The organism is Mycolicibacter algericus DSM 45454, assembly GCF_002086455.1.
In the GTDB taxonomy this organism is placed as follows: Bacteria; Actinomycetota; Actinomycetes; order Mycobacteriales; family Mycobacteriaceae; genus Mycobacterium; species Mycobacterium algericum.
In genome coordinates, this window is the sequence record NZ_MVHC01000012.1 from 17,657 (window position 1) to 42,543 (window position 24,887).

A 24,887-nucleotide genomic window follows, 5' to 3' on the forward strand; every position below is an offset into this window, starting at 1 on the left:
CATCGACCCACGCATGACGTGCAGGCCGGTTTCTCCACCCTACCGGTCCGTGCCGGTGTTGCCCCGGGTGTATTGCGTGTCGAACGACTCCGCACAAGTGTGGGGAACGACCCCGGCGAAACGTCGTCAATGAATACAGAATGTATGGTTATTGATATAGACTGTATGCATGAGTTCGCTACTTCAGATCCGCAATGTTCCCGACGCGGTTCGTCGGGAACTCAAGGCGCGGGCGGCCATACAGGGCCAGTCACTGAACGCCTACCTGCTCGACCTGATCAGCCGGGAAGTGAACCGCCCCACAGTCGCCGAAGTCCTGCAGCGCGCCGCGCAACGCGCCGAGCATGCCAGCGGGTCGGCGATCGATGTAGTCGACGCCGACCGAATCGAGCGGGATGCGCAATTGGCCGGCCCCCGCAGATGATCGTCGTCGATGCCGCAGCGCTCGTCGACGCGCTCACCGGCGTCGACGGCACCGACGAACTGCGCAGTGAACTCGCCGACGAGGAACTACATGCCCCGGCGTTGTTGGACTTCGAAGTCGTCTCCGCGTTGCGTGGCCTGACCCGCGGCGGGCAGCTCAGCGCGGCACGGGCGCACGACGCCCTGGCCGACTTCGATGCGCTGGCCATCCGGCGGTGGCCCGGTAGCGCGGAACTTCGGCTGCGGGCGTTCACGCTGCGCGACAATCTGACGGCCTACGACGCGGCTTATGTGGCGCTCGCCGAGGCGTTGGAATGCGCTGTGCTGACCCGTGACCGGCGACTGGCGCGCTCGGGTGGTCACAGCGTAGAGATCCGTGTCCGCTGACGACCCCGCGGCGGACGGTGAAAGCTACGACGCCGTCGCCGATTTCACGAACGTCTACGTAGTGAGTTGTTCGACCAGTTCAGCCGCGCTGTCCACCGAGTCCAGCAGCGCCCCGACGTGGGCTTTGCTGCCGCGCAGCGGCTCCAGGGTCGGAATCCGGACCAGCGATTCCCCGCCCAGGTCGAAGATCACCGAGTCCCAGCTGGCGGCGGCGATGTCGGCGCCGAACCGGCGCAGGCACTCGCCGCGGAAGTAGGCGCGGGTGTCGGTCGGCGGATTGTCGACTGCGTCGAGCACCTGCTGCTCGGTGATCAGCCGCTTCATCGACCCGCGGGCCACCAGCCGGTTGTAGAGGCCCTTGTCGAGGCGGACATCGGAGTACTGCAGATCGATCAGGTGCAACCGCGGCGCCGACCAGCTCAGATTCTCCCGCTGCCGGAAACCCTCCAGCAGCCGCAGCTTGGCCGGCCAGTCCAGCAGGTCCGCGCACTCCATCGGGTCGCGTTCCAGCTGGTCGAGGACCCGGGCCCAGGTCTCGATGATGTCGGTGGCTCGCGCGTCCGGATCGCGCGCATCGACGAGCTTCGCCGCCCGGTCGAGGTAGATCCGTTGCAGCGCAAGGCCGGTCATCTCCCGCCCGTCGGCCAGCGCGACGGTCGCCCGCAGTGTCGGGTCGCGGCTGATCACGTGTACGGCGCGCACCGGGCGGGCCAGCGCGAGATCGCTCAGGTCAATCCCGTGCTCGGGCCCCTCCTCGATGAGATCGAGCACCAGCGCGGTCGTCCCCAGCTTCAGATACGTCGATGTCTCGGCGAGGTTGGCGTCGCCGATGATCACGTGCAGGCGGCGATACTTGTCGGCGTCGGCGTGCGGTTCGTCGCGGGTGTTGATGATGCCGCGTTTCAGCGTCGTCTCCAGCCCCACCTCGACCTCGATGTAGTCGGCGCGCTGCGAGAGCTGGAAGCCCGGTTCGTCGCCGGCCGGGCCCAGACCGACGCGGCCGGAGCCGGTGACCACCTGCCGCGACACGAAAAACGGGGTCAGCCCCGCGATGATCGCCGAGAACGGCGTCTGCCGGCTCATCAGGTAGTTCTCGTGGGTGCCGTAGGAGGCGCCCTTGTTGTCGATGTTGTTCTTGTACAGCTGCAGTTTGGCCGCACCCGGCACGCTGGCCACGTGGCGAGCGGCGGCCTCCATCACCCGCTCGCCGGCCTTGTCCCAGATCACCGCGTCCAGCGGGTCGGTCACCTCGGGTGCGGAGTACTCGGGGTGGGCGTGGTCGACGTAGAGCCGCGCCCCGTTGGTCAGAATCATGTTGGCCGCGCCGACCTCGTCGGCGTCGATGATCGGCGGCGGGCCGCTCGATCGGCTCAGGTCGAATCCGCGGGCGTCGCGCAGCGGTGACTCCACCTCGTAGTCCCAGCGGGTGCGCTTGGCGCGCGGGATTCCGGCGGCAGCGGCGTAGGCCAGCACCGCCTGAGTCGAGGTCAGGATCGGGTTCGCGGTCGGATCCGACGGCGAAGCGATGCCGTATTCGACTTCGGTACCGATGATCCGTTGCATGCCTAGAGCCTAGGCGAGGGGTACGAAGGGCTAACGCAGGTGGCGCGAGCGCCAGTTGGCAAGCACGTCCTCGACATGGTCGTGTACCCGGAGTCGAGCTGCTTCCCGACCCACACCTGCCATCAGCAGCACGTCGTAGTCGGTGTCAGTGTGGCGGACCGAGGCCGCAACCGCCAGCCGAACTGCCTGCGGGTCGAGCAGTGCAGGCACAGCGGACCCGCATCTTCCATGATCAGCAGATGGCCGGTGCCCGAACATGGGCGTGCCGGCGTCACAACCACGAACGCTGGGCGAATCTAGTCGTGGGCGGTCCGCAGGGTGCGGTGGACCATCTCCTTGGCCGCCGCGATGACGGTGTCCGTATCCGGCTCGGCGTGCGCCAGGTAGGCAGCGTTCAGCAGGCCATCGACGGCGTAGTACAACAGCGCGGCGGTGGTGGGCGGATCGGTCACGGTCGCGGCCCCGGCTGCCACCGCCGCGGCAACGGTGTCGGCGAGCAGCGTGACGACTTTTGCATCAGCCTGGCGCAATTGGCGCAGCCCGTCGCCGGATGCTTGGGAGAACACCGCCCGGTGCAGAGCGGCATTGGTCATGTCGTAGCGGATCATCTGCTCGATCAGCGCATCGAGCGCTGCCGGCCAACCCGGTTCCGGGGCCATCGGTGCGGCGAGTTGGTCTTGCACGGTGTCAAGGAAGGCATCGAGGTAGTCGGCCCACAGCCGCGCCAGCAGGTGGTCTTTGGAATCGAAGTACAGGTAGAACGTTCCCTTGGCGACCTGGGCGGCGGCGGTGATCTTGTCCACCGTCAGCTCGGTCGGCCCGTCGGCCAACAGCAGGCCGCGCGCCACCTCCAACAACTGACTTTCGCGCTGCGCCGCCGGCAGCGTCGTCCGCCGCCGGACCCCCTGCTGGGCCACCGCACCGCTCCCTTCCCCGGGCGCCCCAATGCGCGGATCGCACGTTTGACAGCGCCGGAAATCCACCGTTACAGTAACATGACTGACGGTCAGTCAGTATTGGACAAGGCCTGAGGAGGCTCGGATGGCAACAACCCAGACCGCTACCGGCCAGAACCTTTCCGTCGCTGCGCGCCGGCCCGGGCCACTGCAGGTGATGGCGCTCGGCCGGGTGATCCTCGCTGCGGTATCGCTGGCCGCGCCGCGGCAATTCGCCCGGGCGCTCGGCGTGACCCCGTCGCCCGAACTGACCTACCTGACCCGCATCTACGGCGCCCGAGCGTTCGCGATGGGTCTGGGGTACCTCACCAGTGGCGCCCGGGAACGCTACCGCTGGAAGCGACTCTCGCTGGCGGTGGACACCATCGACACCGTCAACGGGCTCAGCCACCTGGTGCGCGGCGACCTGCCGCTGCGCGCGGCGCTGGGCATGGTCGGCCTAACCGGCTCGTATGCGGCCATCGGCGCAGCCAATGTCGCAGCCGAGGTCGCCACATCGAACTAGTCAGGGGCGCCGGCTGGTTTGTACCTGACGCGAGCGTGCGTACTCCCGGTGATTCTGTCGGCGTGTCGACCGGGGACGCGCACGCTCGGCGCGCAAACGGGGACGCGCACGCTCGGCGCGCAAACGGGGACTGCTACAGGTACTGACCGAGGTTGGACTCGGTGTCGATCGCCCGGCTGGCGCTCGACGACTTGCCGGTGACCAGGGTGCGGATGTAGACGATCCGCTCCCCCTTCTTGCCCGAGATCCGTGCCCAGTCATCGGGGTTGGTGGTGTTGGGCAGGTCCTCGTTCTCGGCGAACTCGTCGACGATCGAATCCAGCAGGTGCTGGATGCGCAGACCGGGCTGACCGGTCTCGAGCACCGACTTGATGGCGTTCTTCTTCGCCCGGTCGACGACGTTCTGGATCATCGCCCCGGAGTTGAAGTCCTTGAAGTACATGACTTCCTTGTCACCGTTGGCGTAGGTGACCTCCAGGAACCGGTTGTCGTCGATCTCGGCGTACATCCGGTCGACGACCTTCTCGATCATCGCCTTGATGCACGCGGCACGGTCGCCACCGAACTCGGCCAGGTCGTCGGCGTGCACCGGCAACCCCACGGTGAGGTACTTGGAGAAGATGTCCTGGGCGGCTTCGGCGTCGGGACGCTCGATCTTGATCTTGACGTCGAGCCGGCCGGGCCGCAGGATCGCCGGGTCGATCATGTCCTCGCGGTTGGAGGCCCCGATCACGATGACGTTCTCCAGCCCCTCCACGCCGTCGATCTCACTGAGCAGCTGGGGAACCACCGTGGTCTCCACGTCCGAGGAGACACCGGTGCCACGGGTGCGGAAGATCGAGTCCATCTCATCGAAGAACACGATCACGGGAGTGCCCTCGGACGCCTTCTCCCGGGCCCGCTGGAAGATCAGCCGGATGTGGCGTTCGGTCTCGCCGACGAACTTGTTGAGCAGCTCCGGGCCCTTGATGTTGAGGAAGTACGACTTGGCCTCGTGGGCGTCGTCGCCGCGGACCTCGGCCATCTTCTTGGCCAGCGAGTTGGCCACCGCCTTGGCGATCAGCGTCTTACCGCAGCCGGGCGGGCCGTAGAGCAGCACACCCTTGGGCGGGCGCAGCGCGTACTCGCGGTAGAGCTCCTTGTGCAGGAAGGGCAGCTCCACGGCGTCGCGGATCTGCTCGATCTGGCGGCCCAGGCCCCCGATGTCGCCGTAGCTGACGTCGGGCACCTCCTCGAGCACCAGATCTTCCACCTCGGCCTTGGGGATGCGCTCGAAGGCGTAGCCGGCCTTGGTGTCGACCAGCAGGGAGTCGCCGGGGCGCAGCTTGCGGGGCCGCCGGTCGTCCGAGTCGGAGTCCGGGTTGCGTTCGGGCAGATCCGCCGCGACCAGCGGCTCGGCCAGCCACACGATGCGCTCCTCGTCGGCGTGGCCCACCACCAGCGCCCGGTGGCCGTCGGCCAGCACCTCCCGCAGCGTCGAGATCTCCCCGACCGCCTCGAATGTTGTGGCTTCGACCACCGTCAGCGCCTCGTTGAGCCGTACCGTCTGGCCCTTCTTGAGGGTCACGACCTCGATATTGGGCGAGATGTTCAGCCGCATCCGGCGCCCCGAGGTGAACACGTCGACGGTCTCGTCCTCGTGGGTGGCCAGCAGCACGCCATAACCGCTGGGGGGCTGGCCAAGCCGGTCGACTTCCTCACGCAGCGCCAGCAACTGCTGACGTGCGTCCTTGAGGGTGTCCATCAGCTTGGAGTTGCGCGCGGTCAGCGAGTCGATGTGCGCTTCGAGCTGACGGACGTCACGCCCGACGCGGGCGGTGTCCTGCGGGGCGTTGTCGAGTTGTTCGCGCAGCACAGCGGCCTCGCGGCGCAGCTCCTCCAGCTCGGCCAGGTCGTCGCCGGGCGTGCCGGACCCACTGGAAGCGTCGAAGGCCCCAGAACGCGCCGAGTCTCCCATGTTGTCCATGTTGCGCTCCTTTCCCGAACTGGAAGTTGAAGCGACGGATACCTCAACGCTACCGGCCATTGTGCATTCGCGTGCGCTGTGGCAATCCGACACACCGACAAACGCTGTTAGCCTGGGTGACGATTCAAGCCGTCGAAAGGACCTTTGTGACCGTGAAATACCTAGCCACAGGCATCGCAGCCGCCGCGCTCGTGGGGGCAGCCGCAGCAGGTGTGACCTCGGTTGCAACCGTGACCCCGCAGGTGCAGTTGACGGTTTGGGGCGCGCCCCTGCCGCTCGAGCCGCCGGCCGCCATCCCGGCGCCGGAGCAGCTGACCGACGTGCTGAACACCCTGGCCGACCCCGGCATCCCCGCCGCCGGCAAGTCCCACCTCATCGAGGGCGGCCTCGGCCCGGTCGAGAGCAGCGTGATGGACCGCAAGATGGCCAAGGGCGTCGCCAACGGCAAGTTCCCGCTGTCGATCAGCGTGGCCAATATCGCCCCGGCCGGCCCCGGCGCGGCCACCGCGGATGTCACCGCCTCCGGACCGCAGCTGGAGCCGCGTTCGGTCAACCTGATGTTCGTCGACCAGGGCGGCTGGAAGCTGTCCAAGACGTCGCTGATGACGCTGTCGCAGATGACTTCGTCCAACTGACGTCGAACTGATCGCGGATGTCCCGGCAGCGCATCGCCTTGAGCACCGTCAGCACCGCCCTGGCGGCGGTGCTGGCGCTGTCGGGCTGCGCCGGCCACCCGCAACCGGCTGAGCCGCCGACCGAGGTCCCGGTGACGGCCACGACAACGGTGGCGGCAGAGCCGCCGTCGTCGCCGCTGCCGGCGCCCGAGGCGCTCACGGATGTGCTCTACCGGTTGTCCGATCCGGAGATTCCCGGCGCCGAGAAGGTCAGCCTGATCGAGAGCGCCAAGCCCACCGACGCCGCGACCATCGACAAGTTCGCCACCGCGCTCAAAGACGGCGGGTACCTGCCGCTGACCCTCGATGCCGCCGGCATCACCTGGTCGGATCGCCACCCGGGCAACGTGACCGCCGACGTCACCGTCAATACCGCCAACCCCGACGCCGGTGGGTTTGCGTTCCCGATGGAGTTCACGCCGCGCGACGGCGGCTGGCAACTGTCGCAGGAGACCGCCAAAACGTTGCTGGCGTTCGGCAAGGCACATGCCGGCTCCACAGCGCCTCCCACGCCGACGCCGTAGCCATGTGGGTCGGCTGGTTGGAGTTCGACCTGCTGCTCGGTGACGTGCACTCGCTCAAGCAGAAGCGCTCGGTGGTGCGCCCGATCGTCGCGGAGTTGCGCCGTAAGTTCAATGTGTCAGCGGCCGAGACGGATTCGGTAGATCTGCACCGGCGCAGCGGCATCGGCCTGGCCGCGGTTTCCGGGGAGCGCCGACATGTGGTCGAAGTCCTCGATGCGGCCGAGCGGCTGGTGGCCGCGCGCCCAGAGATCGAGCTGCTGTCGGTGCGGCGGGGGTTGAGCCGCAGCGACGACTGAGATTGTGCCGCAGGCCGATTCAGTCTTCATATGAGGCGGCCGAGGCCGACAGTGCCGCGGCGATCCGTCGCGGGCCGGCGCTCAGTTGGACCGGTGGTCAGCGATACGACCGGTATCCGGATGGTGACCGGCTACCGTTGAGACCGATCTGACGAGGAGGCGATCAGCAGATGGCGAGCTGGCGCGACACCGTGTCCGAACAGGCGCAGGCGGACCTTGACGGACTCACCGACGCCGCGGTCAACCTCGCGCTGGAGACCATCGCGGCCCGCGGCGAGTTCCTGCCTTTCGCGCTGGCGGTGTCCGTCGACGGCGAACGCCAGGTGATCGCACCCGACTACCCGACGTCAGCGAAGTTGGCCGTCGTCGAACAACTGGCGGCGCATTGGCGGGCCGTGACCGCGCTCAAGGACAGTCTGCGGGCCGCCGTCGTCGCCTTGAACGTCACGTTGACCGATCCGCACCGCGACGGGATCGAGATCAGTGTCGAGCACCGTGAGGGCGCCGCGGTAGGGCTGATCTTCCCCTACACGACCGGTGCGGATGGCGCCGTGGAAGTGGAGGCACCGTCGGCGCATGCCATGAATCCGCGCCTCTGGGGGCCGTAAACCCAACCGGACCCGTCTGCTCACACCGGGCGTTTGCGTCCCAGCCGGGTCGGGGTGACCGTGCCGGGCGCCAGCCTGCGGGCGCAGACCAGGAAGGCGGTGTGGCCGCGCATCGCATGTTGCGGGCGCACCGCCAGCCCGACGACGTTCCAGCCGCGCTGCATGGTCTCCCATGATCGCGGCTCGGTCCAGCACTGCTGCTCGCGCAGCGCCTCGTTCACCTGGGAGAGCTGAGTGACGGTGGCAACATAGATCACCAGCACCCCGCCGGGAATCAGCACCCGCGACACGACGTCGAGCACGTCCCACGGCGCCAGCATGTCCAGCACCACCCGGTCGATCGACCCGTCGGGCAGATCGCAGTCGGCGACATCGCCCATCACCAGCCGCCAGTTGTCGGGCAGCTGCCCGACGAAGGTCTCGACATTGCGGCGGGCGTGCTCGGCGTGGTCATCGCGCAATTCGTAGGAGACCACCCGGCCCTGCGGCCCGACGGCTCGCAGCAACGACAGCGTCAATGCGCCCGAACCGGCACCGGCCTCCAGCACCCGGGCGCCGGGGAAGATGTCGCCCTCGTGAATGATCTGTGCGGAATCCTTGGGATAGATCACCTGCGCCCCGCGCGGCATCGACATCACATAGTCGACCAGCAGCGGCCGCAGCACCAGGAACGGGTCACCATTGGCGGACTTGACCACGCTGCCGTCCGGCAGCCCGATCACCTCGTCGTGCGGGATGGCGCCCCGATGGGTGTGGAAGTCACCGCCGGGGACCAGCACCGTGGTGTAGCGGCGACCTTTGGCGTCGGTGAACTGGGCCCGGTCGCCTGCTTGGAAGATCCCGGATTCGGACACAGCCGTTCACCCTACGCAGGGTGGAAGGCGCGGGTTGTCGGCGCATGCCCTCGTCGGGCAGCGCGTCGGCCCAGTCGAAGGCGCTGTTCCAGATGAAGTTCTATGCGGTGGCGCTGCTGCGGTCACGCGGGGTGCTTCCGGCACAGCTGCGGCTGATCTACCTGGCCGACGGCCAGTTGCTGGACTACTCACCCGATCACGCGGGGCTGCTGCGCTTCGAGAAGACCCTGATCGCGATCTGGCGTGCCATCCAAACTGCCGGTGCCACCGGTGATTTCCGGCCGAACCCGTCGCGGTTCTGCGATAGGTGCGCGCACCGCGCGTTGTGTCCGGCGTTCGGCGGGACCCCACCGGCCTATCCCGGCTGGCCGATGGACGGCGCGGCGTGAACGGCCGCTCGGTGGTGCAGTGGCGCTGAACGTCTCAGCTCACAGCACCGCGGTGTAAGCCGCGATCGCGATGCCACCCAGCACCGCGACACTGTCTTCCAGCAGCGCGATCGGCAGGTCGCGCCCGCCACTGACGGCGACCAGGCGCTGCCGCACGGCAAAACCGACCAACGTGCCGATCACCGCGCCGATCATGCCCGCGCCCAGTGCCGTCCAGGTGTAGTTCCAGGCTGTGCCGAGCACTGCACCGGCGAACCCGCCCAACACGATCCGAGCGGTGAACTGCAGCGGCACGGTGCGGTTCGGTGTCTTGGGCAATTGATCGGTGACGAGTTCACCAACCGCCAGCACCGTCAGGATGGTGACGGTCGCCGAGTGGCTCAACCACTGAGCCCAGGTGCCGTCCAGGTTGATCCAGTGCAGTGCGGCCGCCCAGGCCATCACGGCCGGCGCGGTCAGCGCACGCAGTCCGGCGACGACACCGATCAACAGCGCGAGGAGCAGCACAAGGAAATGCGTCACGAGAGCCTCCTAGGTTCTCCCGGACGCTAACACGTCAACAACTCCCCGACCTGCACTGATCAAAATCGGCAGAACCTGATGTCCGAGGCGAGGATGGCCTTGGCCCCGATGGCGGCCAGTTCGTCCATGATCGTGTTGACCTGGCGGCGCGGCACCAGCGCGCGGACCGCGATCCAGTCCGGCTCGGCCAGCGGAGCGATGGTCGGTGACTCCAGGCCGGGGGTGATCGCGGCAGCCTGCTCAAGAGCCGCCCGCGGACAGTTGTAGTCCAGCATCAGGTACTGCTGACCGAAGACCACGCCGCGCACCCGGCCCGCCAGCTGATCGCGGGCTGCGGCCGTCTGTTCACTGCGGCCGTTCGGCTTGGCGGCCTCGATGAGCACCGCCTCCGAATCGCACAGTGTCTCACCGAAAGCCACCAGGTCGTGCTGGCGCAAGGTGCGGCCCGACCCGACCACGTCGGCGATCGCGTCGGCCACCCCGAGCTGTATCGAGATCTCCACCGCGCCGTCCAGACGGATGACGGTCGCCTCGATTCCCTTGGCCGCCAGGTCTTTCCGAACGAGATTGGGATAAGCGGTGGCGATCCGCTTTCCGGCCAGATCCGCCACGGTCCAGTCCCGCCCGGCCGGGGCGGCGTAGCGGAACCGCGACGAGCCGAATCCCAACGCCAGCCGTTCGCGCACCGGCGCAGTGGATTCCAGGGCCAGGTCCCGGCCGGTGACCCCCAGGTCCAGCTCCCCCGACCCGACGTAGATGGCGATGTCCTTGGGCCGCAGGAAGAAGAACTCCACCTTGTTCGACGGATCCAGGACCGTCAGGTCCTTGGCGTCGGCACGGCTGCGGTAGCCGGCCTCCGCCAGCATCGCCGCGGCGGACTCACTGAGCGCTCCCTTGTTGGGAACCGCGACACGCAACATGATCACAACTTCCGGTACACGTCGGACAACGTCAGCCCGCGCGAGATCATCAGCACCTGGGTCCAATACAGCAGCTGACTGATCTCGCCGGCCAGCGCGTCATCGGACTCGTGCTCGGCGGCCAGCCACACCTCGCCGGCCTCCTCCAGAATCTTCTTGCCGATGGTGTGCACCCCGGCGTCCAGCGCGGCCACGGTGGCGCTGCCGGCCGGTCGGGTGGCGGCGCGGTCACCGAGCTCGGCGAACAGCTCCTCGAAGGTCTTCACGAGCAGGGATTGTTTCATGCCCCGTCCTGGGCAGTCACGGCAGTTTCGCCCGTGGTGGTTCCGGTGGCCGGGCGAGCGTGCACAGCGGTACAGCCGTTACGGCGTGTCGGCGGGCAGACGCGCCCGGTCGCGGGAGGAAGAGAGCCGGGTGTAGATCTCGTGCAGGTCCGTCAGCCCGAGCCCGGCCAGCGACCCCACCTGGTGACGCATCGCACCGGGCGGCACCGGTATCGCGTTGGGCACCACCAGCACCGCACAACCGGCCAGTTCGGCCGAGGCGGCGCCGGTCGGCGAGTCCTCCACGGCCAGACACTCGCGCGGATCCAGCTCCAGCAACTCGACGGCCCGCAGGTAGGGATCCGGCGCCGGCTTGCCCCGGCCCACCTCGTCACCGCAGACCACCGCGTCGAAATAGTGCCGGCCGATGGTGTTCAGCGCCCGCTCGGCCAGCAGCCGCGGGGTGTTGGTGACCAGCGCCATGGGCAGGGCCGCCGCCGCGAGTCCCTCCAGCAACTCCTGGGCGCCGTCGCACCAGGGCAGGGCCGCATCGAACAACCCGGCGGTGTAGTCGTGCATCCAGGCCGCCGAGTCGGCCATCGCCGCCGGGTCGGGTGTCAGGCCCAGGTCGTCGTAGACGATGCGGATGTTGTCGGCCGCGCTGCCACCGACCGTGGCCGCCCGCACCTGCGGCGTCAGCACCCCGCCGAGGCGGTCGTAGAGCGCATCCATCGCGACATCCCAGAGCTTCTCGGAATCGACCAGGGTGCCGTCCATGTCGCACAGCACCGCGCGCAACTCACCCATCAGGGCACCACCTCAGGACTCAGTCCTCCGGGTTGTAGCCGAGGTTGGAGCCGAGCCAGCGCTCGGCTTCGGCCAGCGTCCAGCCCTTGCGCTTCGCGTAGTCGGCGACCTGGTCCTGGGCCAACCGGCCGATCACGAAATACTGCGACTGCGGGTGCGAGAAATACAGGCCGCTGACGGCGGCACCGGGCCACATCGCCATCGAGTCGGTCAGCTCGATGCGGGTCCGCTCCTGGACGTCCATCAACTTCCAGATCGTCGCCTTCTCGGTGTGCTCCGGGCAGGCCGGGTAGCCCGGGGCAGGGCGGATCCCCTGATACTTCTCGGCGATCAGGGCGTCATTGTCCAAGGCCTCGTCCGGCTGGAATCCCCAGAACTCCTTGCGAACCCGCTGGTGCATCCGTTCGGCGAACGCCTCCGCCAGCCGGTCGGCGACCGACTCCAGCAGGATCGCGCTGTAGTCGTCGAGCGCCTCCTTGAACTCCGCGATCTTCTCGCCGCTGCCCAGCCCCGCGGTGACGGCGAAGGCGCCGATGTAGTCGGCCAGACCCGTTTCTTTGGGGGCGATGTAGTCGCCCAGCGACCGGTTCGGGATACCCGGCCGGTGCGCGCCCTGCTGGCGCAAGTTGTGGAACATGGTCAACACCTCGGTACGGGTGTCGTCGGTGTAGACCTCGACGTCGTCACCGACCGCGTTGGCCGGGAAGAACCCGATCACCGCGTTGGCCGTCAGCCACTTCTCCTCGATCGCGGTGTCGAGCATCTGCTGGGCCTCGTTGTACAGCTTGCGCGCGGCCTCGCCGGAAGCCGGGTTGTTGAGGATGTCGGGAAAGCGGCCCTTCATCTCCCAGGCGTTGAAGAACGGCTGCCAGTCGATGTACTCGCGCAACTCGGCGAGGTCGTAATCAAGAAATTCCCACACTCCGGTCCCTATAACGGGCACCGGCGGCGTGTAGCCGTCCCACTCGATGGGAGTCCGGTTGGCGCGGGCCTTCTCCAGCGGCACCATCGGCCGCTCGTTCTTCTGGGCGTGCCGTTCCCGCAGCGACGCGTAGTCGGCCGCGGTCGATTCCAACAGCGCCGGGCGTTGCTTGTCGTCGAGCAGCGCCGCAACCACCGGAACCGAGCGCGACGCGTCCTTGACCCAGATGACCGGAGCGCTACGACGCGGCGCGATCTTGACGGCCGTGTGGGCGCTCGACGTGGTCGCGCCGCCGATCAAAAGCGGGATCTCCAGGCCTTCGCGTTCCATCTCGGCGGCGAAGCCGGCCATCTCCTCCAGTGACGGGGTGATCAGGCCGGAGAGGCCGATCATGTCGGCGTCGTACTCCCGGGCCGCGGTCAGGATCTTCTCGGCGGGCACCATCACCCCGAGGTCGACGACGGTGTAGTTGTTGCACTGCAGCACGACCCCGACGATGTTCTTGCCGATGTCGTGGACGTCGCCCTTGACCGTCGCCATCACGATGGTGCCGTTGGTGTGGTCGTCTTCGCCGGGCTGTTTCTCGGCCTCGATGTAGGGCAGCAGGTAGGCCACGGCCTTCTTCATCACCCGGGCCGACTTCACGACCTGGGGCAGGAACATCTTGCCGGCGCCGAAGAGGTCGCCGACGACGTTCATGCCGTCCATCAGCGGGCCCTCGATGACCTCGATCGGCCGGCCGCCGGCGGCGGCGATCTCGGCCCGCAGCTCCTCGGTGTCCTCGTCGACGTGGGCGTCGATGCCCTTGACCAGGGCGTGCGTGATCCGCTCGCGGGCCGGGAGGTTGCGCCACTCCGCAAGATCCGCGTCGCGGGTTCCTTCCCCGGAGGAGTTGAACCGTTCGGCGATCTCCAGCAGCCGCTCGGCCGCATCCGGGCGACGGTTCAGCACGACGTCCTCGATGCGCTCCCGCAGCTCGGAGTCGATCGAGTCGTAGGGCACCAGCGCTCCGGCGTTCACGATGCCCATGTCCAGGCCGGCCTTGATCGCGTGGTACAGGAACACCGCATGGATGGCCTCGCGGACCGGGTTGTTGCCCCGGAACGAGAACGACACGTTCGAGATGCCGCCGGAGATGTGCACCCCGGGCAGGTTCTCCTTGATCCAGGCGCAGGCCTCGATGAAGTCGATCCCGTAGGTGGCGTGCTCCTCGATGCCGGTCGCCAACGCGAAGCAGTTGGGGTCGAAGATGATGTCCTCGGCCGGGAAGCCGACCTGCTCGGTCAGCACCCGGTAGGCGCGCCCGCAGATCTCCTTGCGGCGCTCCAGGTTGTCGGCCTGCCCCTGCTCGTCGAAGGCCATCACGACGACGGCGGCGCCGTATTTGCGGCACAGCCGTGCCTCGCGGATGAACTTCTCCTCGCCCTCCTTCATGGAGATCGAGTTGACGATCGGCTTGCCCTGCACGTTCTTCAGGCCCGCCTCGATGACCTCCCACTTGGAGGAGTCGATCATCACCGGGACGCGGCTGATATCCGGTTCGCTGGCGATCAGTTTGGTGAACCGGTCCATCGCGGCGACGCCGTCGATCATGCCCTCGTCCATGTTGATGTCGATGACCTGCGCACCGACCTCGACCTGTTGCAGCGCGACCGACAGCGCGGTGTCGTAGTCCTCGGCCTTGATCAGGTTGCGGAACCGGGCCGAACCGGTGATGTTGGTGCGCTCGCCGATGTTGACGAACAGCGAGTCGTCGGTGATGTTGAGCGGTTCCAGGCCCGCGAGCCGGGTGGCCACCTCGATGGTCGGCAGCTCACGTGGCGGCTTGCCCTCGACGACCTTGGCGATCTCGGCGATGTGCTCGGGCGCCGTTCCGCAGCAACCTCCGACCAGGTTGACCAGGCCGGCCTCGGCGAACTCGGCGATGTAGCTGGCCTGACGCTCCGGGTCCTCGTCGTACTCGCCGAAGGCGTTGGGCAGGCCGGCGTTGGGATAGCAGGACACGTGGGTGTCGGCGATCCGCGCCATCTCGGCGATGTAGGGCCGCATCTCCGGCGCGCCCAGGGCGCAGTTGAGGCCCACCGCGATGGGCCTCGCGTGCCGGATCGAGTTCCAGAACGCCTCGGTGACCTGACCCGACAAGGTGCGCCCGGACGCATCGGTGATGGTGCCGGAGATGATGACCGGCCAGCGGCGTCCGCGTTCCTCGAACAACGTCTCGACGGCGAACACCGCTGCCTTGGCGTTGAGCGAGTCGAAGATCGTCTCGATGAGGATGATGTCGGCGCCACCGTCGACCAGGCCGTTGGCGGCTTCGAGGTAGGCAGCGACCAACTGGTCGTAGGAGACGTTGCGGGCGCCGGGGTCGTTGACGTCCGGCGAGATCGACGCGGTCCGCGTCGTCGGCCCGATGGTGCCGGCCACGTAGCGGGGCAAGGCGGCGGTGCTGTATTCGTCTGCGGCCTTGCGGGCCAGGGCGGCGCCCGCATAGTTCAGCTCATAGCTGAGGTCCGCCATGTCGTAGTCCGACAGCGAGATCGCGTTCGCGTTGAAGGTGTTGGTCTCCAAGATGTCGGCGCCCGCCTCGAGATACTCGCGGTGGATGCCCTCGATGATCTCCGGTTGCGTCAAGGTGAGCAGGTCGTTGTTGCCCTGCAGCGGGGTGGGCCACTCGCTGAACCGCTCGCCGCGGTAACCGGCCTCATCCGGCCGGTCGCGCTGGATCGCCGTGCCCATCGCGCCGTCGATCACCACGATCCGCCGTCGCAGCGCAGCCGTCAGCTCCTCGGTGCAGTCAGGCTGGATGTTGGGCTCAAAGTTAGTCACGCGGGTCCCTTCCATGACGGAAGGCGTCCTTAACTCCGTCGAGCGTGGCGGCCACCGGCGGGAACCGGCGAACCGTTGCAACGCCTCTCGACGCCGAAAAGTCTACTTGCTCACCCGGCATGGGGACGAATCCGCCGACGAACGAGCCGACTCAGCCGCTTCGGTAGGGCCCGTGATCTCCGCACAGGCCTTACCCTGGCGGTGTGACCCGACCGGATGACGGCACCGCGCTTCCCGACCTGCACGACACCATCGTGGTGGCCGCTTTCGAGGGCTGGAATGACGCCGGCGACGCCGCCAGCGACGCGGTGCAGCACCTGCACGACATCTGGGACGCCCGGCTGATCGTCGACATCGACGACGAGGCGTACTACGACTACCAGGTGAATCGGCCGGTGATCCGGCAGCTCGACGGTGTCACCCGTGAACTGGTGTGGCCGTCGATGCGGGTCTCGCACTGCCGGCCACCGGGCAGCGACCGCGACATCGTGCTGATGCACGGCGTCGAGCCCAACATGCGCTGGCGGATGTTCTGCGCCCAGCTGCTGGCGGTCATCGAGCAACTCGACGTCGACACCGTGGTGATCCTGGGCGCGCTGCTGGCCGACACCCCGCACACCCGGCCGGTGCCGGTTTCGGGGGCGGCGTACTCGCCGGAGTCGGCCACCCGATTCGGTCTGACCGAGACCCGCTACGAGGGTCCGACCGGGATCACCGGGGTGTTTCAGGACGCGTGCGTGGCGGCCGGGATTCCGGCGGTGACGTTCTGGGCGGCGGTGCCGCACTATGTCTCGCAGCCGCCCAACCCCAAGGCGACGGTCGCACTGCTGCGCCGCGTCGAGGACGCCCTGGACATCGAGGTGCCGCTGGGCGATCTGCCGGCGCAAGCCGAGGAGTGGGAGCTGGCGGTCACCGAAATGGCCAGCGAGGACGAGGAGATCGCCGACTACGTCACGTCGCTGGAGGAGCGCGGCGATGCCGAGGTCGACATGACCGATGCGCTCAACAAGATCGACGGCGACGCGCTGGCCGCGGAGTTCGAGCGCTACCTGCGGCGCCGCCGGCGCTGACCTCCGTCGCGCCTGTTTTTCGGCTATTTCCGCTTACTTTTCGATGGCCTCGTTGTAGGCGCTGGTGGAACGGCCCAGCGCGGCGACCTCGGCGTCCATCCGCGGCAGCATTTCGGCGGCCACCTTGCCGATCTGGCCCTCCGCGACCCCGCTGGACAGCAGCGGCTTGAGCCAGCGGAACAGGCCCACCCAGCGGGGGCAGTACACCCGGGTGCGACGGTTCTCGATCCCGTCGACGAACGCGTCGACGCATTCGGCCACCGACGTGGTCTTGTTCAGCGGCCAGGGCAGCTTGGTCAGCAACTCACCGAAGGTCGACAGGTCGGACTTGGTGTCGCGCACCAGCGCGGTGTCGATCCAGGACATGTGCGCCGAGCCGACGGTCACCCCGAGGTGGGCGACCTCCGGGCGCAACGCGTTGGCCAGGTGCTCGACACCGGCCTTGGATGCGTCGTAGGGGATCATGCCCGGCGCGGCGGCGAACGCCGCCAGTGACGACACGATCAGCACATAGCCGCGGCGCTCGACGATGGCCGGCAACGTGGCCCGCACCGTGTTGAACACCCCCACCAGGTTGACATCGATCACCCGTCGGAACGCCTCGGGATCGACGGCCAGCAGCGAGCCGTAGCTGGCGATACCAGCGTTGGCGACCACAGTGTCGATCCGTCCGAACCGCTCGACGGCCGCATCGGCGGCGGCCTGCATAGCGTCCAGGTCGCGGACATCGGCGGCCACGGTCAGCACCCGGTCACCGCCGAGTTCGTCGGCGAACGCCGTGAGCTGAGCCTGGTCCAGGTCGGTCAGCACCAGTTTGGCGCCCTGGGCGTGCAGCCGGCGGGCCGTATCGGCGCCGATACCGTGCGCACCGCCGGTGATGAAGATGACTTGGGAGTGAATCGCAACCATGCGGCCAAACTACTCCCGACGCAGGTGGGTCAGAGCGCCACACCCAACAGGGCGTCGACGGCGGTGGCCACCAGCCCCGGGGTGGCGGTGTCGTGGCCGCCGTACTCCAGCGCGTCGGTCGCCCAAGCGTCCAGCGCGGCAAGCGCCTTCACCGTGTCCAGGTCGTCGGCGAGGTAGCGGCGCAGCCGGGCGATCACGTCGTCGGCGGCCGGGCCGGCCGGCAGGGTGGTCGCGGCGCGCCAGCGGGCCAGCCGCGCTTGGGCCTCCTGGAGGATCGCGTCGTCCCAGAACCGGTCGCTGCGGTAGTGGCCGGCCAGCAGACCCAGCCTGATCGCCGCCGGCTCCACGCCCTGGGCACGCAGCTTGGACACCAGCACCAGGTTGCCGCGGCTCTTGGACATCTTGTGCCCATCCCAGCCGATCATCCCGGCGTGCACGTAGTGCCGGGCGAAGCGCCGCTCCCCGGTGAGCGATTCGGCGTGCGCGGCGGAGAACTCGTGGTGCGGGAAGATCAGGTCGGACCCGCCGCCCTGGATGTCGATTCCGCTGCCGATCCGGCTCAACGCGATCGCGGCGCACTCGACGTGCCAGCCGGGCCGTCCGGCGCCGAACGGCGCGGGCCAGCTGGGTTCGTCCGGCCGGGCGGCGCGCCACAGCAGGGCGTCGAGCGGATCGGTCTTGCCGGCCCGGTCCGGATCTCCGCCGCGCTCGCCGAACAGTTCCAGCATGGTGGCGCGGTCAAGACCCGATTCGTAGCCGAACTGGTCGGTGGCGTCGGCGCGGAAATAGATGTCCGGGTGTTCGCCGTCGACGACATAGGCCGATCCGGAGGCCAGCATCTTCTCGACCACCTCGACGACCTCGTCGATCGCCTCGCTGGCAGCCACGTAGTGCTGGGGCGGCAGCACCCGCAGCGCGGTCATGTCCGCCGCGAACAGCTCGACCTGGCCGGCCGCCAGCCGCTGCCAGTCCACACCGTCGCGGTCGGCGCGTTCGAGCAGCGGGTCATCGACGTCGGTGACGTTCTGCACGTAGTCCACCCGGTGGCCGGCGTCGAGCCAGAGCCGGTGAATCAGGTCGAAGACCAGATAGGTGGCGGCGTGACCCAGATGGGTGGCGTCATAAGGGGTGATGCCGCAGACGTACATGGTGGCCGTCGGGCCCGGCGACACGGGGCGGACCTGGCGGTCGGCGGTGTCATACAGACGCAGCGCCGGGCCGTGCCCGGGCAGGGCCGGAACGGCCGGCGCGGACCACGATTGCATGCCCTCGACTGTAAGGCCCACTAGCTACAGCAGTGTGCGCCGCATGGCGTCGAGTAGCGTCGGCGCCACCTCGGGCCGGCACATCAGCAGGTCGGGCAGGTAGGGGTCGGGGCGGTTGTAGAGCAGCGGCGACCCGTCGAGCCGAGAGGCGTGCAGCCCGGCCGCCCGCACCACACCGGCCGGGGCGGCCGAATCCCACTCCCATTGGCCGCCGGCGTGCAGGTAGGCGTCCACGTCGCCGCGCACCACCGCCATCGCCTTGGCGCCCGCCGAACCCATCAGCACCGGTTCGACCGGCAGCACCTCCCGGATGATGCGCACCACCGCGGGCATCCGGGTTGCGCTGACCGCCACCCGTATCGGGTTCGGGACCCCGGCCGGCGAGGCGTTCGCGGTGACCGTGTCGGTGGCGAAGACGACGTTGCTCCTGTTGTCATAGGCCGGCAGCGACACCGCCGCGTCGGTGATGGCGCCCAGCCCCGAACCGTCCCGCTGCCACAGCGCGATATGCACCGCCCAGTCATCACGTCCGGGGGTGGTGAACTCCCGAGTGCCGTCGAGCGGATCGATGATCCAGACCCGATCGGCCTGCAACCGGGCCAGATCGTCGGGCGATTCCTCGCTGAGCACCGCGTCGTCGGGGCGTACCTCCCGCAGCCGGCTGAGGATCAAACGGTTGGCGAGCGCATCCCCGGCGTCGCCGAGGCGCCACGGGTGGCCGAACCCCACCTCGTCGCGGACCTTGAGCAACAGCTTCCCGGCCTCGACGGCCAGTTCGGCGGCCAGCGCCGCGTCGGTCAGCGTCACGTCAGGAAGTATCCCCGACCCGGCAGCGGGGCCCCGCCGCGAGTGTGCGGTTCGGTACGCCCGGAGCGGTTTTTCCCGACCAGAACGCACACTCGGCCGGGGTGAAGGCGGTCAGAACGCCGGCCAGGGTATCGGGCGATGACTGTTCGGGCCGGGCATCACCGGATGTTCCAGCAGATCCTCGACGCGCTGCCGCAGGGCCGCGATCTCGGCCGACGTCAGATGTGGCTCCAGGGCGGCGGCCAGCGGGCCGTCCAGGGCGGCGGCCAAGCGGGCCAGCGCCTGCAACTCGGCCGGGTCGTCCAGCGGCATGCCGGCCCAGCCCCACAGCACGGTGCGCAACTTGTCTTGGGTGTGCAGGGTCACACCGTGGTCGACGCCGTAGACCACACCGTCGGTGCCGCACAGGACGTGCCCGCCCTTGCGGTCGGCGTTGTTGATCACCACGTCGAACACCGCCATGCGACGCAACCGGGGATCATCGGCGTGCACCAGTACGACCGGGTCGCCGGCGTAGTCGTAGGCCCGCAGCACCGACAGGTAGCCGGCCGGGATCTCGCCGACCGGCGCCAGGTCGACCAGCGCGGGCCCGGCCGGCGGGTCGCCGCCGTCGCCGGGTTGGTCCACCCACAGCTGCACCATTCCCGGACCGGCCGGGCCGTCGCGAATAATGGTGTAGGGCACCAGATTCCAGCCCAGCTCGACGGAGATCAGGTGCGCAACGAGCTCGCGGCCGGCCAGCGTGCCGTCCGGGAAGTCCCAGAGCGGCTGCTCACCGGCGATCGGCTTGTACACGCAGTGGGTGCGCCGCTCCCCCATCGTCGCCTCGCACAGGAAAGTGGCGTTGCTCGCCGAGCGGATGCGGCCCAGGATCTCCAGCTCCCCGGAGCGCAGCGCCTCCCTATCGTCAGAGGTCGGAGTCATCGGGCTCATCGTCGGGCCCGAATGCACCCCGCCGATAGCCATTGGTGCGGACGCAGATGTGGCCGGCCGGATCCAGCGGCTCGTCGCACAGCGGGCACGGCGGGCGGCCCGCGGAGATGACCCGGTTCGACCTGGTGGCGAACTGCCGCGCCGACTCCGGCGTCAGGAACACCCGCACCGCGTCCGGGCCCTCCTCGGTGTCGTCGAGCACCACCGACGCGTCGAATTCGGTGTCGCTGACCGCCAGCAGCTCGACCACCACGGTCTGCGCCTCGGAGTCCCAGCCCAGGCCCATGGTTCCGACCCGGAACTCGGCGTCCACCGGCGTCACCAGCGGGTTGAGGTCCTCGATCTCGGTGGGCTCCGGTGGTACCGGGGTACCGAATCGGCGGTTGACCTCCAACAACAGTGCACCGATCCGCTCGGCGAGCACCGCTACCTGCTGCTTCTCCAGCACCACCGAGACCACCCGCTCGTCGTGCACCGCCTGCAGGTAGAAGGTGCGGTTCCCGGGTTGGCCGACGGTCCCGGCCACGAAGCGGTCGGGAGTGCGAAAGACGTGGATGGCTCGGGACATGGCATCTCCAAAATACCGGCAGTCGGCGATGACACCGGTATCCCTGTCGACTAGGTGGTGGACCCACCGACAACGGCGTCGCTCGACGAGCCGTCGGCGGGCGGCGAATTCCTGACCGCGGCGGCCAGTGAGTCCCCGGTGTGATTGAGGTGGATGACGAACGGGCGCAACGGCGTGTAGCGGATCACGCTGGCCGACGCCGGGTCAGCGGTGATGCGCTGAAAGCCGTCCAGGTGGACACCGAGCGCGTCGGCGATCACGGCCTTGATGACGTCGCCGTGGGTGCAGGCCAACCACAGCACGTCGGCGCCGTGCCGCTCGGCCAGCTCGCGGTCGTGATCGCGGACCGCGGCCACCGCCCGGGCCTGCACCTGCGCCAGCCCTTCCCCGCCGGGGAACACCGCCGCGCTGGGCTGCGCCTGCACCACCCGCCACAGCGGCTCGCCGGTCAGCTCACTCATCTTGCGACCGGTCCAGGTTCCGTAGTCGACCTCGACGAGCCGATCGTCGATGAGCGGGTCCAGCCCGAGCGCGGCGGCCAGCGGCTCGACGGTGCTGCGGCAGCGCAGCAGCGGGGAGCGCACCAGCGCCTTGATGGGCAGGCCGGCGAGCCGGTCGACGAGTTGTGCGGCCTGCTCGCGGCCCAACGCGTCGAGCGCGACACCTTCGGAACGCCCGGCCAGCACCCCGGCGGTGTTCGCGCTGGACCGGCCGTGCCGGACCAAGATGACCGTCATGACTGGGCCGCCAATACACCGGTGGCCAGCAGGACCAGGATCGTCGTCCCGACGACCACCCGATACCCGACGAACCAGTACATGCTGTGGGACACCAGGAACCGCAGGAACCAGGTCACCGCCGCCCAGCCGACCCCGAAGGCGATCAGGGTGGCTACCAACAGTTGCGGCCCGCTGGCACTCATCCCGGTACCGGCCGGGTGAAACGCATCGGGCAACGAGAACAGCCCGGAGGCGAACACCGCCGGGATGGCCAACAGGAAGCCGAAGCGGGCAGCCAGTTCGCGGTCCAGGCCGGCGAACAGCCCGGCGCTGATCGTGGCGCCGGAGCGGGACACGCCGGGCACCAGCGCAAGGGTTTGCGCCGACCCCACCAGTACGGCATCGCGCCAGGTCAGCTGTTTGGCGTGGCGAGTCTGGCGGCCGAGGTATTCGGCGGCGGCGATCACCGCCGAGAACACCACCAGCGCGGTCGCCACCACCCACAGGTTGCGCACCCCGGACCGGATCTGGTCGGTGAACACCAGGCCCAGCACGCAAATCGGGATGGTGCCGATGATGACGTACCAGCCCATCCGGTAGTCGACCTGGCGGTCGGCGGCCAGCGGCGTCCTGGTCAGCGCCGACGCCACCCCGGACAGCCACGCGGTGGCGATCCGCGCGATGTCCTTGGCGAAATAGACCAGGACCGCCACCTCGGTGCCGAGCTGGGTCACCGCGGTGAACGATGCGCCGGCGTCACCGGCGAAGAACGCCCGCGATACCAGCGCAAGATGCCCGGAGGACGAGACCGGCAGGAATTCGGTGAGCCCCTGAACAATCGCCAGGACGATGACCTGCGGCCACGACATCGCGGCCTCGACTACCGACACGACGAAGACCGTACCGCGGGGGTGGCGACGGACGGCCGGGTGTCGCACACTTGAATTCACCGCTGCCATCGGCGCCTGCGGTGAACGCGGGGGGCGGATCTGCCGTATTTCCCACCGGAAGGCTGTGAATGGACATTCCGGAAGCCGGTGCCATGCGGATGCTCTACGACCAACACGCGGCCGCGTTGAGCCGCTACGCGCTCCGGCTGACCGGCGACCCCTCCCGGGCCGAGGACGTGGTCCAAGAGACGCTGCTGCGCGCCTGGCAGCACCCCGAGGTCGTCGACGACGTCACCCGCTCGGCGCGGGCCTGGCTGTTCACCGTCGCCCGCAACATCGTCATCGACGAGCGCCGCAGCATGCGTTTCCGCTCCGAGAGTCGTTCCGGTCCGGGAACACCCGACCCGCCGGGCCCGGACGAGGCCGGGTTGTCGCTGGACCGGATGCTGATCACCGAGGCGATTGCCCGGCTGTCCGCGGACCACCGTGGCGTGGTTCGCCGTTCCTACTATCAAGGCTGGAGCACCGCACAGATAGCCGACGACCTCGGGATCGCCGAAGGCACCGTGAAATCCCGGCTGCATTACGCACTGCGCGCACTGCGCCACACGCTGGACGAGATGGGGATGACGCGATGACGGGCGAGTTCGACGCGGGTGCCACCGGCGACGATCACCCCTACGCCACGTGGGACGCCGCCTACGTGTTGGGTTCGTTGTCGAGTGCCGACCGCCGGGAATTCGAGGGGCACCTCGACCGGTGTTCATCGTGTCGAAGTGCGGTCGCCGAGCTGGCCCCGATCCCCCGGCTGCTGTCGTTGCTCTCACGCGACGACCTGGCCGCCCTCGAGGCGGGCCGGGCACTGCCCGCCCGCCGGGTCCCGGCGCCGAGCGGCAACGGGTCGGGGCCGCCGGGCACCGGCGAAACGGCTCAACCGGTCGAGACGGTCATGCCGTTCTTCCGGACCCGCAACTACGCCCCGGTGCCCGACGAGCAGACCGCGTTCGGCCTGCCCGTCGAGGGCGCCATCCCGCCCGAGTTGACCGGCTGGTACCTGCGCAACGGCCCGAACCCGCGCACCGCCACGGGTCATTGGTGCATCGGCGACGGCATGGTCCACGGCATCCGGTTGGAGCGCGGCCGGGCCGCCTGGTACCGCAACCGCTGGGTGCACACCGACAGTTTCGACCGCCCGTTCCCGGTGTACGGGGCCGGAGGCCGCCGCAACCTGCGCTCCAGCGTGGCCAACACTCACGTGGTACGACACGCCGGGAGGACCCTGGCCCTGATGGAGACGTCCCTGCCGTACCAGATCACCAACGACCTGAAGACGTTGGGCGCCTACGATTTCGGCGGCAAATTGGCCGACGCAATGAACGCCCATCCCAAAATCTGCCCGGACACCGGTGAGCTGCACTTCTTCGGCTACGGCAGCCTGGTGCAGCCGCACGTCACCTATCACCGTGCCGACGCCGTCGGCGAGCTCATCCTGAGCCGTCCGATCGACGTTCCGGCGCTGACCCTGATGCACGACTTCGCACTGACCGCCCGGCACATCGTGTTCCTGGACCTACCGGTGCTGTTCGATTTGAGCCTGGCCCTGACCATGGACGCCGGCCAGGACCTGCCCTACCGGTGGGACGACTCCTACGGTGCGCGCCTGGGGGTGCTGCGCCGCGACGACCCGTACGGCGCGGTGCGCTGGTTCGAGGTCGACCCCTGCTACGTCTTTCACATCGCCAACGCCTACGACGTGACGTCAGCAGACGGCGATTCCATTGTGCTGCAAGTGATCCGGTACCCCGAGTTGTGGCGCGACGACAGTGTTTTCGATGACGCCGCCACGCTGTGGCGCTGGACGATCGACCTGGCGGACGGCTCCGTCGAACAAACCCAACTCGACGACCGCGGGGTGGAATTCCCGCGTATCGACGACCGGCGCTCCGGTCGGCGGGCTCGGTACGCCGTCACCGTCGGCACCAACACGCTGGTCCGCTATGACCTCGACAACGGCAGCGCCGAGGAACACCGGTTCGTCAGCGACGGTGTGCGCGGCACCGCCGATGAGGCGATCTTCGTCGCGGCCGACGGCGGGCCCGACGACGAGCTGGCCGGGTGGTACCTGAGCTACGTCTACGACCCGGCCCGCGACGCCAGCGACCTGGTGATCATCGACGCCGCCGATTTCGCTGGTGATCCGGTGGCCCGAATCCGGTTGCCGAGACGGGTACCGCACGGGTTCCACGGCAACTGGCTCGGGGACTGACCGCGCGACAGTGAACCAGCCGGGGTCGCCGATCGTGTCATCACCGGAGGTCTTA

General features: G+C 68.6%; 27 protein-coding genes and 1 pseudogene. 11 read left to right on the top strand and 17 right to left on the bottom strand.

The window, feature by feature from the left end:
- Nucleotides 1-169 precede the first annotated feature (169 nt).
- Nucleotides 170-424, top strand: coding sequence for a FitA-like ribbon-helix-helix domain-containing protein (locus BST10_RS12800; RefSeq protein ID WP_013828729.1), 255 nt, complete (start codon nt 170-172; stop codon nt 422-424).
- Nucleotides 421-810: a type II toxin-antitoxin system VapC family toxin gene (locus tag BST10_RS12805; RefSeq protein WP_013828728.1), complete on the top strand. Its 390-nt coding sequence runs from the start codon at nt 421-423 to the stop codon at nt 808-810. Before BST10_RS12800 ends, BST10_RS12805 begins: the two co-directional genes overlap by 4 nt.
- A gap of 54 nt (nt 811-864) precedes the next feature.
- Here BST10_RS12805 and dop read toward each other — a convergent pair whose 3' ends face one another.
- From dop to BST10_RS12820, 3 genes are read right to left on the bottom strand one after another with little or no spacing between them, the layout of a single operon-like run.
- The gene (gene dop / locus BST10_RS12810; protein ID WP_013828727.1) at nt 865-2,373 is read right to left on the bottom strand and encodes a depupylase/deamidase Dop; all 1,509 of its coding nucleotides are present in this window, start codon (nt 2,371-2,373) and stop codon (nt 865-867) included.
- 30 nt (nt 2,374-2,403) lie between these two features.
- A complete protein-coding gene (locus tag BST10_RS12815) occupies nt 2,404-2,631 on the bottom strand; it encodes a DUF2293 domain-containing protein (protein WP_083038136.1) in 228 nt (75 codons plus the stop codon).
- Between the two features lie 38 nt (nt 2,632-2,669).
- Nucleotides 2,670-3,290: a TetR/AcrR family transcriptional regulator gene (locus BST10_RS12820; protein WP_083038138.1), complete on the bottom strand. Its 621-nt coding sequence runs from the start codon at nt 3,288-3,290 to the stop codon at nt 2,670-2,672.
- 124 nt (nt 3,291-3,414) lie between these two features.
- On the opposite strand from BST10_RS12820, the gene BST10_RS12825 reads away from it, so the two are divergent.
- Nucleotides 3,415-3,834 (top strand): hypothetical protein, encoded by a 420-nt coding sequence (locus BST10_RS12825; RefSeq protein WP_083038140.1) that lies wholly within the window; start codon nt 3,415-3,417, stop codon nt 3,832-3,834.
- A gap of 133 nt (nt 3,835-3,967) precedes the next feature.
- Here the strand turns inward: BST10_RS12825 and arc are convergent, their stop codons facing one another.
- Entirely contained in the window at nt 3,968-5,791 is a 1,824-nt protein-coding gene (gene arc / locus BST10_RS12830; protein ID WP_083038229.1) for a proteasome ATPase, read from the bottom strand.
- A gap of 155 nt (nt 5,792-5,946) precedes the next feature.
- Here arc and BST10_RS12835 point away from each other — a divergent pair, with 155 nt between their 5' ends.
- From BST10_RS12835 to BST10_RS12850, 4 genes are all read left to right on the top strand, one after another.
- Nucleotides 5,947-6,435, top strand: coding sequence for an MTB12 family secreted protein (locus tag BST10_RS12835; protein ID WP_041317756.1), 489 nt, complete (start codon nt 5,947-5,949; stop codon nt 6,433-6,435).
- Nucleotides 6,436-6,452: 17 nt separating this feature from the next.
- Nucleotides 6,453-6,998, top strand: coding sequence for a lipoprotein LppK (gene lppK / locus BST10_RS12840; protein ID WP_083038142.1), 546 nt, complete (start codon nt 6,453-6,455; stop codon nt 6,996-6,998).
- 2 nt (nt 6,999-7,000) lie between these two features.
- The gene (locus BST10_RS12845) at nt 7,001-7,294 is read left to right on the top strand and encodes a DUF503 domain-containing protein (protein ID WP_013828719.1); all 294 of its coding nucleotides are present in this window, start codon (nt 7,001-7,003) and stop codon (nt 7,292-7,294) included.
- A gap of 170 nt (nt 7,295-7,464) precedes the next feature.
- Nucleotides 7,465-7,902 (top strand): hypothetical protein, encoded by a 438-nt coding sequence (locus BST10_RS12850; protein WP_013828718.1) that lies wholly within the window; start codon nt 7,465-7,467, stop codon nt 7,900-7,902.
- Nucleotides 7,903-7,922: 20 nt separating this feature from the next.
- Here the strand turns inward: BST10_RS12850 and BST10_RS12855 are convergent, their stop codons facing one another.
- Nucleotides 7,923-8,756 carry a tRNA (adenine-N1)-methyltransferase gene (locus tag BST10_RS12855; protein ID WP_013828717.1) on the bottom strand — a complete coding sequence of 278 codons (834 nt, stop codon included), beginning with the start codon at nt 8,754-8,756 and terminating at the stop codon, nt 7,923-7,925.
- Nucleotides 8,757-8,824: 68 nt separating this feature from the next.
- Between BST10_RS12855 and BST10_RS12860 the strand changes: the two are divergent.
- A pseudogene (locus BST10_RS12860) lies at nt 8,825-9,145 on the top strand (PD-(D/E)XK nuclease family protein); the annotation flags it as partial.
- 39 nt (nt 9,146-9,184) lie between these two features.
- On the opposite strand, the gene BST10_RS12865 reads toward BST10_RS12860, so the two are convergent.
- The 5 genes from BST10_RS12865 to metH all read right to left on the bottom strand — a co-directional run bounded on the left by BST10_RS12865 (nt 9,185) and on the right by metH (nt 15,405).
- Nucleotides 9,185-9,667 carry a DUF4126 family protein gene (locus BST10_RS12865; protein ID WP_083038144.1) on the bottom strand — a complete coding sequence of 161 codons (483 nt, stop codon included), beginning with the start codon at nt 9,665-9,667 and terminating at the stop codon, nt 9,185-9,187.
- A 59-nt stretch (nt 9,668-9,726) separates the two neighbouring features.
- Nucleotides 9,727-10,587: an ATP phosphoribosyltransferase gene (hisG, locus tag BST10_RS12870; protein ID WP_013828714.1), complete on the bottom strand. Its 861-nt coding sequence runs from the start codon at nt 10,585-10,587 to the stop codon at nt 9,727-9,729.
- 2 nt (nt 10,588-10,589) lie between these two features.
- Entirely contained in the window at nt 10,590-10,871 is a 282-nt protein-coding gene (locus tag BST10_RS12875) for a phosphoribosyl-ATP diphosphatase (RefSeq protein WP_041317750.1), read from the bottom strand.
- A gap of 78 nt (nt 10,872-10,949) precedes the next feature.
- Complete coding sequence (locus BST10_RS12880; RefSeq protein WP_205277385.1) at nt 10,950-11,657, bottom strand: HAD family hydrolase; 708 nt, start codon at nt 11,655-11,657, stop codon at nt 10,950-10,952.
- A 19-nt stretch (nt 11,658-11,676) separates the two neighbouring features.
- Entirely contained in the window at nt 11,677-15,405 is a 3,729-nt protein-coding gene (gene metH / locus BST10_RS12885; protein ID WP_242665669.1) for a methionine synthase, read from the bottom strand.
- Nucleotides 15,406-15,608: 203 nt separating this feature from the next.
- Between metH and BST10_RS12890 the strand changes: the two genes are divergently transcribed.
- The gene (locus tag BST10_RS12890) at nt 15,609-16,475 is read left to right on the top strand and encodes a PAC2 family protein (protein WP_083038150.1); all 867 of its coding nucleotides are present in this window, start codon (nt 15,609-15,611) and stop codon (nt 16,473-16,475) included.
- A 33-nt stretch (nt 16,476-16,508) separates the two neighbouring features.
- On the opposite strand, the gene BST10_RS12895 is transcribed toward BST10_RS12890, so the two are convergent.
- From BST10_RS12895 to BST10_RS12925, 7 genes are all read right to left on the bottom strand, one after another.
- On the bottom strand, nt 16,509-17,384 hold the full coding sequence (locus BST10_RS12895) for an SDR family oxidoreductase (RefSeq protein WP_083038152.1): 876 nt from the start codon (nt 17,382-17,384) through the stop codon (nt 16,509-16,511).
- 29 nt (nt 17,385-17,413) lie between these two features.
- Nucleotides 17,414-18,649 (bottom strand): cysteine--1-D-myo-inosityl 2-amino-2-deoxy-alpha-D-glucopyranoside ligase, encoded by a 1,236-nt coding sequence (mshC, locus tag BST10_RS12900; protein WP_013828708.1) that lies wholly within the window; start codon nt 18,647-18,649, stop codon nt 17,414-17,416.
- Nucleotides 18,650-18,673: 24 nt separating this feature from the next.
- Nucleotides 18,674-19,456, bottom strand: a complete 783-nt coding sequence (locus BST10_RS12905; RefSeq protein ID WP_109559505.1) for a 3'(2'),5'-bisphosphate nucleotidase CysQ — start codon at nt 19,454-19,456, stop codon at nt 18,674-18,676.
- Nucleotides 19,457-19,567: 111 nt separating this feature from the next.
- Entirely contained in the window at nt 19,568-20,380 is an 813-nt protein-coding gene (locus BST10_RS12910; RefSeq protein WP_083038155.1) for an SCO1664 family protein, read from the bottom strand.
- Entirely contained in the window at nt 20,364-20,957 is a 594-nt protein-coding gene (locus BST10_RS12915; RefSeq protein WP_013828705.1) for a DUF3090 domain-containing protein, read from the bottom strand. Before BST10_RS12915 ends, BST10_RS12910 begins: the two co-directional genes overlap by 17 nt.
- 50 nt (nt 20,958-21,007) lie before the next feature.
- On the bottom strand, nt 21,008-21,694 hold the full coding sequence (locus BST10_RS12920) for a histidine phosphatase family protein (RefSeq protein ID WP_083038157.1): 687 nt from the start codon (nt 21,692-21,694) through the stop codon (nt 21,008-21,010).
- Nucleotides 21,691-22,545 (bottom strand): undecaprenyl-diphosphate phosphatase, encoded by an 855-nt coding sequence (locus BST10_RS12925; protein ID WP_083038159.1) that lies wholly within the window; start codon nt 22,543-22,545, stop codon nt 21,691-21,693. Before BST10_RS12925 ends, BST10_RS12920 begins: the two co-directional genes overlap by 4 nt.
- Nucleotides 22,546-22,694: 149 nt before the next feature.
- Here BST10_RS12925 and BST10_RS12930 point away from each other — a divergent pair, with 149 nt between their 5' ends.
- Both BST10_RS12930 and BST10_RS12935 read left to right on the top strand, forming a co-directional pair.
- Nucleotides 22,695-23,204 carry a sigma-70 family RNA polymerase sigma factor gene (locus BST10_RS12930; RefSeq protein WP_083038161.1) on the top strand — a complete coding sequence of 170 codons (510 nt, stop codon included), beginning with the start codon at nt 22,695-22,697 and terminating at the stop codon, nt 23,202-23,204.
- Nucleotides 23,201-24,832 carry a carotenoid oxygenase family protein gene (locus BST10_RS12935; RefSeq protein WP_083038163.1) on the top strand — a complete coding sequence of 544 codons (1,632 nt, stop codon included), beginning with the start codon at nt 23,201-23,203 and terminating at the stop codon, nt 24,830-24,832. The genes BST10_RS12930 and BST10_RS12935 overlap by 4 nt, the downstream gene beginning before the upstream one ends.
- The last annotated feature ends 55 nt before the right edge of the window (nt 24,833-24,887 follow it).

Excerpts from the sequence above, each read along its gene's own strand:
- arc (WP_083038229.1), bottom strand. The coding sequence starts at position 5,791 with ATGGGAGACTCGGCGCGTTCTGGGGCCTTCGACGCTTCCAGTGGGTCC.
- BST10_RS12825 (WP_083038140.1), top strand. The coding sequence starts at position 3,415 with ATGGCAACAACCCAGACCGCTACCGGCCAGAACCTTTCCGTCGCTGCG.
- mshC (WP_013828708.1), bottom strand. The coding sequence starts at position 18,649 with ATGCAATCGTGGTCCGCGCCGGCCGTTCCGGCCCTGCCCGGGCACGGC.
- dop (WP_013828727.1), bottom strand. The coding sequence starts at position 2,373 with ATGCAACGGATCATCGGTACCGAAGTCGAATACGGCATCGCTTCGCCG.
- BST10_RS12895 (WP_083038152.1), bottom strand. The coding sequence starts at position 17,384 with ATGGTTGCGATTCACTCCCAAGTCATCTTCATCACCGGCGGTGCGCAC.
- BST10_RS12915 (WP_013828705.1), bottom strand. The coding sequence starts at position 20,957 with ATGTCCCGAGCCATCCACGTCTTTCGCACTCCCGACCGCTTCGTGGCC.
- BST10_RS12800 (WP_013828729.1), top strand. The coding sequence starts at position 170 with ATGAGTTCGCTACTTCAGATCCGCAATGTTCCCGACGCGGTTCGTCGG.
- hisG (WP_013828714.1), bottom strand. The coding sequence starts at position 10,587 with ATGTTGCGTGTCGCGGTTCCCAACAAGGGAGCGCTCAGTGAGTCCGCC.
- BST10_RS12875 (WP_041317750.1), bottom strand. The coding sequence starts at position 10,871 with ATGAAACAATCCCTGCTCGTGAAGACCTTCGAGGAGCTGTTCGCCGAG.
- BST10_RS12930 (WP_083038161.1), top strand. The coding sequence starts at position 22,695 with ATGGACATTCCGGAAGCCGGTGCCATGCGGATGCTCTACGACCAACAC.
- BST10_RS12850 (WP_013828718.1), top strand. The coding sequence starts at position 7,465 with ATGGCGAGCTGGCGCGACACCGTGTCCGAACAGGCGCAGGCGGACCTT.
- lppK (WP_083038142.1), top strand. The coding sequence starts at position 6,453 with ATGTCCCGGCAGCGCATCGCCTTGAGCACCGTCAGCACCGCCCTGGCG.
- BST10_RS12805 (WP_013828728.1), top strand. The coding sequence starts at position 421 with ATGATCGTCGTCGATGCCGCAGCGCTCGTCGACGCGCTCACCGGCGTC.
- BST10_RS12910 (WP_083038155.1), bottom strand. The coding sequence starts at position 20,380 with ATGACTCCGACCTCTGACGATAGGGAGGCGCTGCGCTCCGGGGAGCTG.
- BST10_RS12815 (WP_083038136.1), bottom strand. The coding sequence starts at position 2,631 with ATGTTCGGGCACCGGCCATCTGCTGATCATGGAAGATGCGGGTCCGCT.
- BST10_RS12920 (WP_083038157.1), bottom strand. The coding sequence starts at position 21,694 with ATGACGGTCATCTTGGTCCGGCACGGCCGGTCCAGCGCGAACACCGCC.
- BST10_RS12925 (WP_083038159.1), bottom strand. The coding sequence starts at position 22,545 with ATGTCGTGGCCGCAGGTCATCGTCCTGGCGATTGTTCAGGGGCTCACC.
- BST10_RS12880 (WP_205277385.1), bottom strand. The coding sequence starts at position 11,657 with ATGGGTGAGTTGCGCGCGGTGCTGTGCGACATGGACGGCACCCTGGTC.
- BST10_RS12935 (WP_083038163.1), top strand. The coding sequence starts at position 23,201 with ATGACGGGCGAGTTCGACGCGGGTGCCACCGGCGACGATCACCCCTAC.
- BST10_RS12845 (WP_013828719.1), top strand. The coding sequence starts at position 7,001 with ATGTGGGTCGGCTGGTTGGAGTTCGACCTGCTGCTCGGTGACGTGCAC.